Source organism: Photorhabdus luminescens subsp. luminescens (assembly GCF_001083805.1).
Taxonomy (GTDB): domain Bacteria; phylum Pseudomonadota; class Gammaproteobacteria; order Enterobacterales; family Enterobacteriaceae; genus Photorhabdus; species Photorhabdus luminescens.
Window position 1 is genome coordinate 1 of sequence record NZ_JXSK01000009.1, and the last position, 14,130, is coordinate 14,130.

The following is a 14,130-nucleotide window of genomic DNA, read 5'->3' on the forward strand; positions in this document are numbered from 1 at the left end:
GGCCGCCGTTTACTGGGCTTCGATCAAGAGCGTCGCCTTAACGGCTAACCCATCAATTAACCTTCCAGCACCGGGCAGGCGTCACACCCGTATACGTCCACTTACGTGTTGGCACAGTGCTGTGTTTTTAATAAACAGTTGCAGCCAGCTGGTCTCTGCGACTGGCTTCGGCTCCGGGGGCAACCCCTTCACCTAACGCCAGCGTGCCTTCTCCCGAAGTTACGGCACCATTTTGCCTAGTTCCTTCACCCGAGTTCTCTCAAGCGCCTGAGTATTCTCTACCTGACCACCTGTGTCGGTTTGGGGTACGATTCAATGTCACCTGATGCTTAGAGGCTTTTCCTGGAAGCCGGGCATCAACCACTTCACCGCCGTAGCGGCTCGTCATCACGCCTCAGTGTTAAAAGAAGAGCGGATTTGCCTGCTCCTCCCACCTACACGCTTAAACCGGGACGACCGTCGCCCGGATGGCCTAGCCTTCTCCGTCCCCCCTTCGCAGTCACATTCAGTACAGGAATATTAACCTGTTTCCCATCAGCTACGCCGTTCGGCCTCGCCTTAGGGGTCGACTCACCCTGCCCCGATTAACGTTGGACAGGAACCCTTGGTCTTCCGGCGAGCGGGTTTTTTCACCCGCTTTATCGTTACTTATGTCAGCATTCGCACTTCTGATACCTCCAGCAGGCCTCCACGGCGCCGCCTTCAACGGCTTACAGAACGCTCCCCTACCCATTCAGAGAACAGACGTCAGAATACAGCTTACAGACGCCGCCCCAGTCCAGTCAGCATTTTCGCTATCTCTTCATAGCCATCGCGCCATTCCTGCCACTGAACCCGATTGATATAGCCCAAATCCAGACAATATCTTAACCATACACGCATCTCATCGGCACTGCCTAAGGCTATACTAATGAAACGCCTGAACTCGGGTTTGGAATAATGCTGCTTACCAAAGCCCTCGGCAAGGTTGGCGCAAATGCCCTTACTTGCCCGCCCGACCTGGTCCGCTAATCCATATTGTTCGTACTGAGGAAATGTCAAACTCACCTGATGAATTTCTAACGAAATTCGATAAGCTTTCTTAAACACGTCCAATTGCTCGAATCCATATGACATCATTCCGTCCTCTGTCTTCTGAAATCTGTCCTCTGAATGCCGCAGCTTCGGCGCATGGTTTAGCCCCGTTACATCTTCCGCGCAGGCCGACTCGACCAGTGAGCTATTACGCTTTCTTTCAATGATGGCTGCTTCTAAGCCAACATCCTGGCTGTCTGGGCCTTCCCACATCGTTTCCCACTTAACCATGACTTCGGGACCTTAGCTGGCGGTCTGGGTTGTTTCCCTCTTCACGACGGACGTTAGCACCCGCCGTGTGTCTCCCGTGATGACATTCTTCGGTATTCGCAGTTTGCATCGGGTTGGTAAGCCGGGATGGCCCCCTAGCCGAAACAGTGCTCTACCCCCGAAGATGAACTCACGAGGCGCTACCTAAATAGCTTTCGGGGAGAACCAGCTATCTCCCGGTTTGATTGGCCTTTCACCCCCAGCCACAAGTCATCCGCTAATTTTTCAACATTAGTCGGTTCGGTCCTCCAGTTAGTGTTACCCAACCTTCAACCTGCCCATGGCTAGCTCACCGGGTTTCGGGTCTATACCCTGCAACTCATTTCGCCCAGTTAAGACTCGGTTTCCCTGCGGCTCCCCTATTCGGTTAACCTTGCTACAGAATATAAGTCGCTGACCCATTATACAAAAGGTACGCAGTCACCCTGATTCATCAAGGCTCCCACTGCTTGTACGTACACGGTTTCAGGTTCTCTTTCACTCCCCTCGCCGGGGTTCTTTTCGCCTTTCCCTCACGGTACTGGTTCACTATCGGTCAGTCAGGAGTATTTAGCCTTGGAGGATGGTCCCCCCTTCTTCAGACAGGATTTCTCGTGTCCCGCCTTACTCATCGAACTCACAACCACGCCATCTTCGAGTACGGGGCTGTCACCCTCTCTCGCCGGCCTTTCCAGACCGTTCCTCTGATGCTGTGGCTGATGCAGGTTCTGGGCTCCTCCCCGTTCGCTCGCCGCTACTGGGGGAATCTCGGTTGATTTCTTTTCCTCGGGGTACTGAGATGTTTCAGTTCCCCCGGTTCGCCTCATTAACCTATGGATTCAGTTAATGATAGTGCAACGCATTGCACTGGGTTTCCCCATTCGGACATCGCCGGCTTATAACGCTTCATATCAGCTTACCGACGCTTTTCGCAGATTAGCGCGTCCTTCATCGCCTCTGACTGCCTAGGCATCCACCGTGTACGCTTAATTGCTTAACCTCACAACCCGAAACTGTCTCGGATTGTTCAGCTTGAGAGACTCGTCAATCACACCGCAACCGGTATCATTGACTGTTTCAATTTTTCAGCTTGTTCCAGATTGTTAAAGAGCTTATATCGCTAAACCGATTCCGAAAATCCGCTTAAAGATACCTTAACGACAACGCCTTTCACCCGTCATCTTCGCAAGCTGGCGTCCCCTAGGGGATTCGAACCCCTGTTACCGCCGTGAAAGGGCGGTGTCCTAGGCCTCTAGACGAAGGGGACCCGATGGTCAGCTTCGCAGACGCGCTTGCACTTTACTTTCATCAGACAATCTGTGTGAGCACTGCACTCAACCTATCTCAGGTAAGGAGGTGATCCAACCGCAGGTTCCCCTACGGTTACCTTGTTACGACTTCACCCCAGTCATGAGCCACAAAGTGGTCAGCGCCCTCCTTGCGGTTAAGCTACCGACTTCTTTTGCAACCCACTCCCATGGTGTGACGGGCGGTGTGTACAAGGCCCGGGAACGTATTCACCGTAGCATGCTGATCTACGATTACTAGCGATTCCGACTTCATGGAGTCGAGTTGCAGACTCCAATCCGGACTACGACAGACTTTGTGTGTTCCGCTTGCTCTCGCGAGGTCGCTTCACTTTGTATCCGCCATTGTAGCACGTGTGTAGCCCTACTCGTCAGGGCCATGATGACTTGACGTCATCCCCACCTTCCTCCGGTTTATCACCGGCAGTCTCCTTTGAGTTCCCGCCATTACGCGCTGGCAACAAAGGATAAGGGTTGCGCTCGTTGCGGGACTTAACCCAACATTTCACAACACGAGCTGACGACAGCCATGCAGCACCTGTCTCAGAGCTCCCGAAGGCGCAACCTCATCTCTGAGGTCTTCTCTGGATGTCAAGAGTAGGTAAGGTTCTTCGCGTTGCATCGAATTAAACCACATGCTCCACCGCTTGTGCGGGCCCCCGTCAATTCATTTGAGTTTTAACCTTGCGGCCGTACTCCCCAGGCGGTCGATTTAACGCGTTAGCTTCGGAAGCCACAGCTCAAGGCCACAACCTCCAAATCGACATCGTTTACAGCGTGGACTACCAGGGTATCTAATCCTGTTTGCTCCCCACGCTTTCGCACCTGAGCGTCAGTCTTCGTCCAGGGGGCCGCCTTCGCCACCGGTATTCCTCCACATCTCTACGCATTTCACCGCTACACATGGAATTCTACCCCCCTCTACGAGACTCCAGCCAACCAGTCTTAGATGCCATTCCCAGGTTGAGCCCGGGGATTTCACATCTAACTTAATTGACCGCCTGCGTGCGCTTTACGCCCAGTCATTCCGATTAACGCTTGCACCCTCCGTATTACCGCGGCTGCTGGCACGGAGTTAGCCGGTGCTTCTTCTGCGGGTAACGTCAAAATCCAGCTCTGTTCAAGCTGAACCCTTCCTCCCCGCTGAAAGTACTTTACAACCCGAAGGCCTTCTTCATACACGCGGCATGGCTGCATCAGGCTTGCGCCCATTGTGCAATATTCCCCACTGCTGCCTCCCGTAGGAGTCTGGGCCGTGTCTCAGTCCCAGTGTGGCTGGTCATCCTCTCAGACCAGCTAGGGATCGTCGCCTAGGTAGGCCTTTACCCTACCTACCAGCTAATCCCATCTGGGTTCATCCGACGGCGTGAGGCCCTTTCAGGTCCCCCACTTTGGTCTCGCGACATTATGCGGTATTAGCCACCGTTTCCAGTGGTTATCCCCCGCCCTCGGGCAGATCCCCAGACATTACTCACCCGTCCGCCGCTCGTCAGCAAAAGCGCAAGCGCTTTCCTGTTACCGCTCGACTTGCATGTGTTAGGCCTGCCGCCAGCGTTCAATCTGAGCCATGATCAAACTCTTCAATTGAAAGCTTGATGCTCAAAGAAACTGACTGTTAGTTCGTAATGAATTAACTGTTGTTCACTCTTCAAGACTTTAAAACATATTTTTTTGTGATACGGTCTTGTGAGTGCCCACACAGATTGTCTGATTAATTGTTAAAGAGCAGGCTGACATAAAAATTAACATTCTCGTTCAGCCGGGCTGCGTATATTACGCTGTTCGCCCGCAGAGTCAAGCGCTTATTGACTTCTCTCTGCCCGACCTCACAATGTTTATCAGCGTTGTGTCGGTCAGTGGTGGCGCATTATAGGGAGCTCAGATTTTTATACAATACTTTTTTTCACATTCATCACCAACAGGCTAATCCTTGTTCTTTTTGAGCGAAATTCAAACCAGAATAGCTCAATTCAGCAAGTTTCTTTCATTGCATACTGGTATTTTCCTCACTAAAATCTTATTTAAAGTAAATCTCCATCTTCTCATCAGAGGTATACATGTCCGAAACGTTACGCAGTTACCTTGATACACAACCCAAAGTTGGTCAGAACGTTATGCTAGACTCATCTAGTGTAATCATTGGTGATGTTAGGCTTGCTGATGATGTCAGTATATGGCCTTTAGTCGTCATCCGTGGGGACGTTAATTATGTATCTATTGGTGCACGTACTAACATTCAAGATGGCTCTATATTACATGTGACACACAAAACAACAGACAATCCTGATGGTTTCCCTTTAATTGTGGGGAATGATGTCACGATTGGACATAAAGTTATTCTTCATGGCTGCACTATCGGTAATCAAGTACTCATCGGTATGGGCTCCATCCTACTTGATGGTTCAATGATTGAAGATAACGTTATTATTGGAGCAGGCAGCCTAGTAGCCCCAGGCAAGGTATTAGAAAGTGGGTACCTTTACATTGGCAGCCCTGCCCGTCAGGTCAGAAAACTAAAACCTGAAGAATTAAAAGGGCTATGTTATTCAGCAAGCCACTACGTTAGCTTGAAAAATAACTACTTGCAGGAAGGTAATATGTAACGTCCCAAACGATCATCATCCTCATTATTAATTACTAATTCGAATTCCTCTTCTATATCCCAACGATTTTGTCGAAAAAGACTTAGTGGATGATGATCTTTCGTTCCATAACGGTATAAAAGATCCTCCGCGCTTATCACGCATTGAACCAATAATCCATTTACCAGTGCAGGAAAAATGACTATCTGCTCTTGCTCGTTCCACTCTTCTCTCTCAGGAAATTGAATAGATTGATTCACGAATGTAATTCCTGTTCCAATGTTAGCAATACGGGCGCAATTTCAGGCAACACGCCATGCCATAATTTAAATGAATGAGCTGCCTGCCCTACTAACATCCCTAATCCATCCGCATAACGAGAAACACCATGCTTCTTAGCAAAGAAAATAAAGGGCGTCAAATTAGCTTGGTAAAACATGTCATAACAGACACAATCTTCATTAAATATGAATGGAGATATGGTAGGAACCTCACCATTAATACCAGATGCAGTCGCATTGATAATGAGATCAAACTCAGGATTATTAAGTGCTTTCATCTCAACAGGCCGAATATTACCTATTGACGAAAAATCATTAGCAACCTGTACAGCGCGACTAAACGTGCGGTTTGTTATTGTAATTTCACAACCAAATTCTAATAATGGAAATAAAACACCTCTGGCAGCACCACCAGCTCCAATGATTAAAATATGTTGTCCTTGAGTAATAAACCCAAGTCGTATCAAATCTGTTAATAACCCTATACCATCAGTGTTATCACCAATCAATTGCTTATTATCCAGTAATTTCAAGGTATTAACTGCACCACTGAGTCTTGCTCGTTCAGTCAACTCATTTGCCCGAATAAATGCCTGCTCTTTAAATGGCACAGTAATATTGGCTCCTATACCTCCCTGTTTAAGAAATATATCCAATGCCTCTTCAAATTTACTTATCGGTACTAGAATTTTCCCGTAATGATGCTCAATACCTGTTTGTCCAGCAAATAACTGATGGATACGCGGAGATTTACTGTGCGCAACAGGATTACCAAAGACAGCAAATTGATCCATATTTATTCTTCCCCTATCCTTGACGATAAAGCTCACCAGTTAAAGCATCCCGAATTTCTGAAGGATTTTTTCGACCTCCAACATCTCCGTTTAATGTAGGAAGCTTATTCCCAAACTGTTGTCTAACTTCTTCTACTGTTCTGCATGGTTCAAGACCATTCAAATTTGCACTAGTCGACACCAACGGTTTACCATAAAAAGTACACAACTGCTTCACCAAAGGATGATCACTAACTCTGACAGCCAAGGTAGTGAATTGCCCAGTCAACCATTTAGATGTACTGAATTTGGCAGGGATTACCCAAGTTACAGGCCCTGGCCAACAAGCAAACATAGTCTCTTTTTGTTCTTCTGTTAGAAGTTTATCATCAAGATATGGCTGTAATTGTTCATAATTATCTGCGATAAGAATCAATCCTTTCTGCCAAGGACGTTTCTTTAATATAAGCAGTTCACTTACCGCTTTTTCACTGTCAGGATCACATCCAAGTCCAAAAACAGCTTCAGTCGGATAGGCAATCACTTTTTCTGCTTTTAATGCAGTTAATACATCCTCAAATGCAGATAATTCTTCATTGCTCATTTTATTACTCTGTTTAATTACTTAATTTATTTGCTGTTTTCCACACAATTTGCTGGCACAAAATAACTTTACACCTTGTGATGTACGCTTTTCCACCAGCAATGGATAAGAACAAAACATACATTTACTCGCAATTGGCTTATTATTTAATACAAACTGGCAATTAGGGTAACAGTTACACGCATGGAAAATTTTTCCGAAACGTGATTTCCTTTGGAGTAGTTGTCCTTGTTTACATTGCGGGCAGGCTATTAACGTCTCATCCGGCTTATCAATTAGCTCTGCATGTTCGCATTCAGGATAACGACTACAGCCAATGAACATTCCATAACGCCCTTGACACAAAATCAAATTAGCCCCACACGCCGGGCATAGCTGCCCTTCAAGTTCTTTTACCACATGACCATCACTTTGCCCTTTTAATGGACGAATATATTGACATGATGGATAACCAGAACATCCAAGAAATGGACCGTGGGTACCATTACGTATAACCAATACAGAACCACATTCAGGGCAATATTCAGTTTCATTAGTGGAGAAAGGAACCATTTTTGCCATACTCTTTTCACTCAAAAAATTATTTTAAATAGGACTCTGGAAATTCAGTTAATTTAACCCACACGCACATAACCACCAGCAACCACAGCCACCTGACCCAGTAGTTCCAGTTCAAGGAGCTTTGTCATTACCTCAGTTATAGGTAATGAGGAACGCTGAGCAATAATATCAACAGGCGTTATTTCAGCACCTACGTTAACTAGCACATCCATAAATGGCAACTCAGTTTGCTCAAACTGCGGTTTTACTTCTTCCTCTATTCTTTCCATATTCAACCATTGTAGTGAACTGTAAACATGTTCCACAATATCCATTGCGTTTGTGGCTAAATATGCACCTTGTTTTATTAACCAGTGATTCCCTTCGCTCACTGAATTTCCCAAAAGCCCTGGTAGTGCAAATACATCCCTTCCTTGTTCAAGGGCACAACGAGCAGTAATTAACGAACCACTATTTTGACCTGCTTCTACAACAATCACTGCTGAACTTAATCCACTGATAATCCGATTTCTTTTAGGAAAATTTTTTGCACGTGGCGGAGTATCCGGAAAAAATTCAGAAACAAGAGCACCATTCTCCTCAATTTGCTTTGCTAATGAGCCGTGTCTATGAGGGTAAATCTGCCCAAGCCCACTACCTAATACTGCTATTGTTTTACCTCCACTATCCAACGCAGCTCGGTGACAAATACCATCAATACCAATAGCTAAACCACTAGTAATAACTAACTCATATCCAACCAGTTCACTTGCAAAAATTCTTCCCCATTTCTCACCATAATAGCTTGCTGTCCTGCTCCCGACCATCGCCACCTGCTTCTTTAAAAGAATATCTGGTTTTCCTGACACAAAAAGCACAAGCGGAGGGGTATGTATCTGCTTTAATAGAGGTGGATACGAAGGGTGAGAATATGTCAATAAATGATGCTCTGGTTGTTCCAGCCATTTAAGGCATGAAGCTAGTAAGGTTTTATTTACTTTAGTAAATTGCAGAGATTGTGCCGGCGATAATCCACTATCTTTCAGCACAGTGAGGTAACGATTCCCGGAATGTAATAATTTTTCTGCAACATTTGCTGCTCTCTCTGTTGCCAAATGAGAAACCATCTTCATTCGCAACCATACTTCCATAGCTTCCATGTTGTCATCCTGGCTAAGATTGACGGACAAAACTAAACTGCTCAATCAGCAATCGATACTGTCAATCTAAACGGGAAATGTCTAGAATAGACATAGAATACCATTAACATTTTGGACGCAGATCTAAACATATATGTCAGTATTACAAGTATTACATTACCCAGACGAGCGGCTTCGCACTATTGCAACGCCTGTTGGAACAGTTGATGCAGAGATTCGACGTATCATTGATGATATGTTTGAAACTATGTATGCAGAAGAAGGTATTGGTTTGGCAGCAACACAAGTTGACATTCATCAGCGTATTGTTGTTATTGACGTATCAGAAACACGTAATGAACGTCTCGTTCTTATCAACCCAGAATTACTGGAAAAAAGTGGTGAAACTGGGATCGAAGAGGGCTGTTTGTCTATTCCTGAGCAACGAGCACTGGTGCCACGAGCCGAAAAAGTCAAAATCAAAGCCCTTGATTACAATGGTCAATCATTTGAATTACAAGCTGATGGCTTACTAGCAATTTGTATTCAGCACGAGATGGACCATTTAATTGGTAAACTTTTTGTGGATTACTTATCTCCGCTGAAACGCCAACGTATACGCCAGAAAGTAGAAAAACTGGATAAACAAAAAGCCCGAACCAAGTAAAATTACATTAATACAGGAAATAAACGTGTCTGATTCTTTACGTATTGTTTTTGCCGGAACACCTGATTTTGCAGCACGCCATTTAGAGGCTTTGTTAATGTCTCAGCATGAGGTGGTTGGCGTTCTAACTCAACCAGATAGACCGGCAGGACGAGGTAAAAAACTGACACCCAGTCCTGTAAAGGTACTGGCAGAGGAACGTAACATCACCGTTTTTCAGCCAGCTACTTTACGTTCAGAAGAAAACCAACAATGGATTCTAAAACAACAGCCTGATGTTCTCATAGTTGTTGCCTATGGATTGATCCTTCCTAAAACTGTTTTAAATATTCCAAGATTAGGTTGCCTAAACGTACATGGCTCCCTATTACCACGTTGGAGAGGTGCAGCCCCCATTCAACGCTCGCTCTGGGCCGGCGATACAGAAACAGGCGTAACGATCATGCAAATGGATATAGGTCTTGATACTGGTGACATGCTATATAAAGCAAGCTGCCCTATTACTCCTGAGGATACCAGTGCCAGTTTATACGAAAAACTGGCCAACATTGGGCCAGATGCGTTGCTTAAAACATTATCGTTAATAACATCGGGTAAAAGTCAACCTGAAATTCAAAACGAAAATTTAGTTACCTACGCTGAAAAACTAAGCAAAGAAGAAGCCCGTATAAATTGGGAACTATCTGCAACCCACCTCGAACGTTGTATTCGCGCATTCAATCCCTGGCCTATGAGCTTTTTCGAGATGGAAGGACAACCTGTTAAAGTTTGGAAAGCAGAAGCCATTGCAGAACAAACTTCTGTAGAACCGGGAACTGTATTAAAAGCAGACAAAAAAGGCATTTATATTGCCACTACTGATGGAATTCTGAACATTACTCAATTACAACCTGCTGGTAAAAAAGCAATGTCAGCAGCAAATCTACTTAACTCTAAACATGAATGGTTTACACCAGGCAATAAAATCAACTAAATACTATTTTATGCTGTAAGCTCTCTCACAAACTTTCTCTTAATGCTGGCTTTTGTCAGCTTTTTTAACTATGAAAAACACATATAACCTGCGAAGTGTCGCCGCAAAAGCAATCAATCAAGTTCTGGATCAAGGACAGTCTCTGAGTACAGTCTTACCCAAACTGCAACAAAATATAACCTCTAAAGATAAACCCTTGTTACAGGAATTATCTTTCGGAGTATTACGCGTATTACCACAATTAGAGTGGATAATAGGTCAACTAATGGCAAAACCATTAAAAGGTAAACAACGTATTCTTCATTACCTGCTTATGGTTGGAATATACCAACTTACCTATACTCGCATTCCAGCCCATGCAGCACTTGCTGAAACAGTAAACGGAGCCGCAACTCTGAAGTATCCTCAATTAAAAGGGCTAATTAACGGCGTTCTTCGCCAATTTCAGAGACAACAGCTACAGTTAATCGAATATGTACAAAATAATCCTAATCATCACTTACACCCAGTATGGCTATTCACTCGAATCCAAAAAGCCTATCCACAACAATGGCAACAACTTATTAACGCTAACAATGAAAAACCACCTATGTGGTTACGAGTTAATCGTATATACCATAGCCGAGATGAATATCTCTCTCTTCTTCATAAATCAGGTATTGATGCGGAACCAACACCCAAATCACCTTCTGCTATCCGCATAATTTCCCCTTGTCCTGTAACAATATTACCTGGATTTGACAAAGGTTGGGTCACTGTCCAAGATGTATCCGCACAAGAGTGCGTCGAGTTACTAAAACCCATTGATGGAGAGAAAATTCTCGATCTTTGTGCAGCACCAGGAGGGAAAACAACACATATCCTCGAAACAGCACCAGAATCTCAAGTATTAGCGGTAGATATTGATGAGCAAAGAATCAAACGAGTAAAAGAAAATCTCCAACGCCTTAATTGCCACGCTACAGTAAAAACCGGTGATGGACGTCACCCTGAACAATGGGCAGAAAACCAGCAATTCGACCGCATCCTTTTAGATGCCCCATGTTCAGCAACAGGAGTAATCCGTCGCCATCCTGATATCAAGTGGTTACGCCGCGAGGAAGATATTACTCAATTAGTTCAATTACAAGCTGAGATTCTTGATGCAATCTGGCCATTCTTAAAGAAAGGCGGAACATTAGTATATGCAACCTGTTCTATTCTACCAGATGAAAATAGCCAGCAAATCAGCTCGTTTTTAAAACGCCACCCAGATGCAAAACTAGAGGGAACAGGAACAAATGATTATCCGGGAAAACAAATAATACCTGAGTTAAATGGTGGTGATGGTTTCTTTTACGCTCGATTAATTAAACAGTAATATATCTCTATAATTCATAGAGATAATTATTTGTTTACAATAAATTAGAGAATACTATGAAAATAATTATTCTTGGCGCGGGTCAAGTTGGTGGTACATTAGCTGAAAATCTGGTAGGTGAGAATAATGATATCACTATAGTCGATACTGATCCTAACCGTTTACACCAATTACAAGATAAATTCGATCTCAGAGTAGTCAATGGTCATGGTTCTTACCCCAGGGTATTAAGAGAAGCTGGAGCTGAAGATGCTGACATGTTAGTTGCTGTAACTAATTCTGACGAAACTAACATGATTGCATGCCAAATTGCTTATTCCTTATTCAACACACCAAATAAAGTTGCTAGAATACGCGCAGCAGAATATATCCGCGAAGCAGATAAACTTTTTCTCCCTAATGACATTCCTATTGACTATCTTATTTCACCAGAACAACTTGTTATAGATTATATTTACAAACTAATTCAATATCCTGGCGCCCTACAAGTTGTTAACTTTGCCGAAGGACGAGTAAGTATTGTTGCAGTAAAAGCTTATTATGGAGGCTCACTTGTAGGAAATGCACTTTCCTCACTTCGTGAACACATGCCACATATTAATACCAGAGTTGCTGCAATATTCCGTCAGGATCGACCAATAAGACCACAAGGTTCTACAATTATTGAAGCCGGTGACGAAGTTTTCTTTGTAGCTGCATCACAACATATTCGTGCTGTAATGAGTGAACTTCAACGTTTAGAAAAGCCCTACAAGCGTATTATGATCGTAGGTGGTGGTAATGTGGGTGCCGGTCTTGCACTACGTCTCGAAAAAGATTACAGGGTTAAATTAATCGAACGAAATCAACAAAGAGCTACAGAACTAGCTGAATTATTACATGACACCATAGTTTTCTACGGGGATGCCTCCGATCAAGAGTTATTAGCCGAAGAACATGTAGAACAAGTAGATGTATTTATTGCTCTAACCAACGATGACGAAGCAAATATCATGTCCGCAATGCTTGCCAAACGCATGGGAGCCAAAAAAGCCATGGTTCTCATCCAACGTAGTGCATATGTCGATTTAGTTCAAGGTGGTGTCATTGATATTGCAATCTCTCCACAACAAGCGACGATTTCCGCTCTACTAGGTCATGTTCGCAAAGCAGATATCGTAAGCGTTTCCTCATTACGTCGTGGAGTGGCCGAAGCTATTGAAGCGATTGCTCATGGAGATGAAAATACGTCAAAGGTGGTTGGTCGAGCAGTAGGTGATATTAAATTACCACCAGGCACTACAATTGGTGCAATAGCCCGCGGTGAGGAAGTCATTATTGCTAATGATTACAGCGTGATCGAACAAGGAGATCATGTAATTATGTTTATTACAGATAAAAAATTTGTCCCCGAAGTAGAGAAATTATTCCAGCCGAGCCCTTTTTTCCTTTAAAAACCAAAGAAATAGTTATGTACCAGTCATATAATTCTAACATAATAACTGATACAACTTGGTATATTTCAATTAGAGGAATGTGATGAAATTTTTAAATTATTTTGTGGATTTACTATGAAAAGTAATTTTACCAATTTAACTGCTGACATCAGCATCGGTATAATTATAAAAAAACACCGTATCATCATTCACTATTTTATACACAATGAAACCAATAAACAGATCATTTAGTAAAAAGAAATTAAACACCCTCAATTACTGAAACAAAATCACTATTAGAAATTCGTAGGTTACTGAAAAATAGGAGATAGGTCTATTAAACTAAAAGACCAGTAGTAAAGAATCTAATAACCCCTTACCACTGGTCTCCCAGTTACTTGCTTTACTATGTTTTTCTTTCCTCTGGTAACTTCCTTTTCCCTTTTTATTTTTTTCAACTCGCTGTTTAAATAGTGGATCACGTAATAAAGCTTCTAGAGCATTATCCTTTATTACACCTTTTTTATGGTGATATATAGCCATCATATGCCTCTATCATATTAATTTATCTGAGAACATAGCAATTGTACTCTCTGAATTTTCAATAATAAAGAAAAATTTCTTATTTCTTATTTCTTATTTCTTATTTCTTATTTCTTATTTCTTATTTCTTATTTCTTATTTAAAGCACCTTGTTCTAAAATTTCAAGAATAGAACAATAAGTACTTATATGAGAGCTACCACAGCAAGCATCACTTAACATCTTAAGTGAATCCCGCATTTTTCGCATTTCAAGAAGTTTTTCCTCCACTTCCATTAACCTAGAATCTACAATTTGCTTCGACTCTTCACAAGTATGATGGGCGGGATCTACACGGATAGACAATAATTCTGTAATAGCCTCCAATGTAAATCCCAATTGCTTAGCATAGCGTATAAACCGAAGACGCTGTAAATCTTGATCCGTATAAAGTCTATACCCTCCTTCTGTACGGTTCTGATGTTCCATCATCCCTTGTTTTTCATAGAAACGCACAGTATCAGGAGTTACATTCGCTAATTTAGCCAATTGACCAATACGATACACTGTTATGTCTCCTACAATAGATCACATTGCTTGAGAGATCAGCATAGCAGGATGAAAAGAAATAAGTTAGAGATTCAC

The 14,130-nt window shown here is 43.3% G+C and carries 12 protein-coding genes, 1 tRNA gene and 2 rRNA genes; 5 read left to right on the top strand and 10 right to left on the bottom strand.

Features of this window, described 5'->3' with window-relative positions; translation table 11 throughout:
* The 3 genes from TI10_RS18385 to TI10_RS18395 all read right to left on the bottom strand — a co-directional run.
* Window positions 1–2,323, bottom strand: a 23S ribosomal RNA gene (locus TI10_RS18385); the annotation flags it as partial.
* Between the two features lie 191 nt (window positions 2,324–2,514).
* Window positions 2,515–2,590: transfer RNA gene (locus TI10_RS18390), tRNA-Glu, on the bottom strand.
* A gap of 82 nt (window positions 2,591–2,672) precedes the next feature.
* Window positions 2,673–4,217 (bottom strand): 16S ribosomal RNA (locus TI10_RS18395).
* A 470-nt stretch (window positions 4,218–4,687) separates the two neighbouring features.
* On the opposite strand from TI10_RS18395, the gene TI10_RS18400 reads away from it, so the two are divergent.
* Window positions 4,688–5,233 (top strand): gamma carbonic anhydrase family protein, encoded by a 546-nt coding sequence (locus TI10_RS18400; protein ID WP_049584842.1) that lies wholly within the window; start codon window positions 4,688–4,690, stop codon window positions 5,231–5,233.
* Here the strand turns inward: TI10_RS18400 and TI10_RS18405 are convergent.
* Genes TI10_RS18405 through dprA form a run of 5 tightly spaced genes read right to left on the bottom strand, consistent with a single transcriptional unit; the run spans window position 5,209 to window position 8,570 of the window.
* Window positions 5,209–5,472 carry a DUF1488 family protein gene (locus TI10_RS18405; RefSeq protein ID WP_049584843.1) on the bottom strand — a complete coding sequence of 88 codons (264 nt, stop codon included), beginning with the start codon at window positions 5,470–5,472 and terminating at the stop codon, window positions 5,209–5,211. The genes TI10_RS18400 and TI10_RS18405 overlap by 25 nt on opposite strands.
* A complete protein-coding gene (gene aroE, locus TI10_RS18410) occupies window positions 5,469–6,287 on the bottom strand; it encodes a shikimate dehydrogenase (RefSeq protein ID WP_049584844.1) in 819 nt (272 codons plus the stop codon). Before aroE ends, TI10_RS18405 begins: the two co-directional genes overlap by 4 nt.
* A 13-nt stretch (window positions 6,288–6,300) precedes the next feature.
* Window positions 6,301–6,870: an L-threonylcarbamoyladenylate synthase type 1 TsaC gene (gene tsaC / locus TI10_RS18415; protein WP_049584845.1), complete on the bottom strand. Its 570-nt coding sequence runs from the start codon at window positions 6,868–6,870 to the stop codon at window positions 6,301–6,303.
* Window positions 6,871–6,891: 21 nt separating this feature from the next.
* On the bottom strand, window positions 6,892–7,431 hold the full coding sequence (locus TI10_RS18420; RefSeq protein ID WP_049584846.1) for a DNA topoisomerase family protein: 540 nt from the start codon (window positions 7,429–7,431) through the stop codon (window positions 6,892–6,894).
* 53 nt (window positions 7,432–7,484) lie between these two features.
* A complete protein-coding gene (gene dprA, locus TI10_RS18425; RefSeq protein WP_049584847.1) occupies window positions 7,485–8,570 on the bottom strand; it encodes a DNA-protecting protein DprA in 1,086 nt (361 codons plus the stop codon).
* A gap of 133 nt (window positions 8,571–8,703) precedes the next feature.
* Between dprA and def the strand changes: the two genes are divergently transcribed.
* The 4 genes from def to trkA all read left to right on the top strand — a co-directional run bounded on the left by def (window position 8,704) and on the right by trkA (window position 12,982).
* Window positions 8,704–9,216, top strand: coding sequence for a peptide deformylase (def, locus tag TI10_RS18430; RefSeq protein ID WP_049584848.1), 513 nt, complete (start codon window positions 8,704–8,706; stop codon window positions 9,214–9,216).
* Between the two features lie 25 nt (window positions 9,217–9,241).
* Window positions 9,242–10,189 carry a methionyl-tRNA formyltransferase gene (gene fmt, locus TI10_RS18435; RefSeq protein ID WP_049584849.1) on the top strand — a complete coding sequence of 316 codons (948 nt, stop codon included), beginning with the start codon at window positions 9,242–9,244 and terminating at the stop codon, window positions 10,187–10,189.
* Between the two features lie 70 nt (window positions 10,190–10,259).
* The gene (gene rsmB / locus TI10_RS18440) at window positions 10,260–11,549 is read left to right on the top strand and encodes a 16S rRNA (cytosine(967)-C(5))-methyltransferase RsmB (protein ID WP_049584850.1); all 1,290 of its coding nucleotides are present in this window, start codon (window positions 10,260–10,262) and stop codon (window positions 11,547–11,549) included.
* 56 nt (window positions 11,550–11,605) lie between these two features.
* Window positions 11,606–12,982: a Trk system potassium transporter TrkA gene (gene trkA / locus TI10_RS18445; protein ID WP_049584851.1), complete on the top strand. Its 1,377-nt coding sequence runs from the start codon at window positions 11,606–11,608 to the stop codon at window positions 12,980–12,982.
* A 324-nt stretch (window positions 12,983–13,306) separates the two neighbouring features.
* Here trkA and TI10_RS18450 read toward each other — a convergent pair whose 3' ends face one another.
* Complete coding sequence (locus TI10_RS18450; protein WP_049584852.1) at window positions 13,307–13,507, bottom strand: alternative ribosome-rescue factor A; 201 nt, start codon at window positions 13,505–13,507, stop codon at window positions 13,307–13,309.
* 128 nt (window positions 13,508–13,635) lie between these two features.
* The gene (gene zntR / locus TI10_RS18455; protein WP_049584853.1) at window positions 13,636–14,052 is read right to left on the bottom strand and encodes a Zn(2+)-responsive transcriptional regulator; all 417 of its coding nucleotides are present in this window, start codon (window positions 14,050–14,052) and stop codon (window positions 13,636–13,638) included.
* Window positions 14,053–14,130 lie beyond the last annotated feature (78 nt).

Coding starts and splice junctions, on each gene's coding strand:
- aroE (WP_049584844.1), bottom strand. CDS start 6,287: ATGGATCAATTTGCTGTCTTTGGTAATCCTGTTGCGCACAGTAAATCT.
- def (WP_049584848.1), top strand. CDS start 8,704: ATGTCAGTATTACAAGTATTACATTACCCAGACGAGCGGCTTCGCACT.
- rsmB (WP_049584850.1), top strand. CDS start 10,260: ATGAAAAACACATATAACCTGCGAAGTGTCGCCGCAAAAGCAATCAAT.
- TI10_RS18450 (WP_049584852.1), bottom strand. CDS start 13,507: ATGGCTATATATCACCATAAAAAAGGTGTAATAAAGGATAATGCTCTA.
- trkA (WP_049584851.1), top strand. CDS start 11,606: ATGAAAATAATTATTCTTGGCGCGGGTCAAGTTGGTGGTACATTAGCT.
- TI10_RS18400 (WP_049584842.1), top strand. CDS start 4,688: ATGTCCGAAACGTTACGCAGTTACCTTGATACACAACCCAAAGTTGGT.
- tsaC (WP_049584845.1), bottom strand. CDS start 6,870: ATGAGCAATGAAGAATTATCTGCATTTGAGGATGTATTAACTGCATTA.
- dprA (WP_049584847.1), bottom strand. CDS start 8,570: ATGGAAGCTATGGAAGTATGGTTGCGAATGAAGATGGTTTCTCATTTG.
- TI10_RS18420 (WP_049584846.1), bottom strand. CDS start 7,431: ATGGCAAAAATGGTTCCTTTCTCCACTAATGAAACTGAATATTGCCCT.